The sequence below is a fragment of the Syntrophomonas sp. UBA5494 genome, assembly GCF_002426325.1.
The window spans coordinates 32117-33090 of the sequence record NZ_DIPG01000134.1; the positions used below are offsets into that span (position 1 = coordinate 32117).

At 53.2% G+C, this 974-nt stretch carries 1 pseudogene; it reads right to left on the bottom strand.

Annotated elements, in window-relative coordinates:
- Positions 1–974 (bottom strand): annotated as a pseudogene (locus B3W37_RS15120) (preprotein translocase subunit SecA); the annotation flags it as partial.

Below are 974 nucleotides of genomic sequence, written 5' to 3' on the forward strand. Positions count from 1 at the left end.
AAACGGGACAGACCCGGGTCGCCCTGCCGGCCGGAGCGGCCGCGCAGCTGGTTGTCGATGCGCCTGGCTTCATGGCGCTCGGTTCCCAGGACATAGAGTCCGCCCAATTCCTTAACCCCTTCTCCCAGGACGATGTCGGTGCCGCGTCCCGCCATATTGGTGGCGATGGTCACGGTGCCGCGTTGACCGGCCTGGGCGATTATCTGGGCTTCCTTTTCATGATGCTTGGCATTTAAGACCTGGTGTTTTATTCCGCGCTTGCTGAGCATTCCGCTCAAGAGTTCGGATTTCTCGATGGAAATAGTGCCGACCAGCACAGGCTGTCCGGCTTTATGGCATTCCACGATATCTTCAATCACGGCCGTAAATTTGCCGCCTTCAGTACGGTATATGACATCGGGTTTATCGTCTCTGACCATGGCCATGTTGGTAGGAATGGCCAGAACATCCATGCCATAAATCTTGCGGAATTCTTCTTCCTCGGTTTTGGCGGTACCAGTCATACCGGCCAGTTTCTGATACATGCGGAAATAATTCTGAAAGGTGATCGTAGCCAAGGTTTGGGATTCTTTTTCGATTTTAACCCCTTCCTTGGCCTCTATGGCCTGATGCAAGCCGTCACTGTAGCGCCGGCCAAACATTAAGCGGCCGGTAAATTCATCCACGATGATGACCTGATCGTCTTTGACCACGTAATCGCGGTCCCGCTTCATCAGGGCATGGGCTTTCAAGCCCTGATTAATATGATGGGCCAGTTCCATGTTGTCGGAAAGGTTTTCAATGCCAAACCCTTTCTCCACCTTGCGCACCCCATCCTCGGTCAAAGTTACCAGGTGGGCTTTTTCATCCACGATGTAGTCTTCTTCCGTCTTGAGTCGGGGAACAAATTTGGCGATCTGATAATAAAGCCCGGTGGGCTTGTCGCCTTCCCCTGATATTATGAGCGGGGTGCGGGCTTCGTCGATCAGAATGGA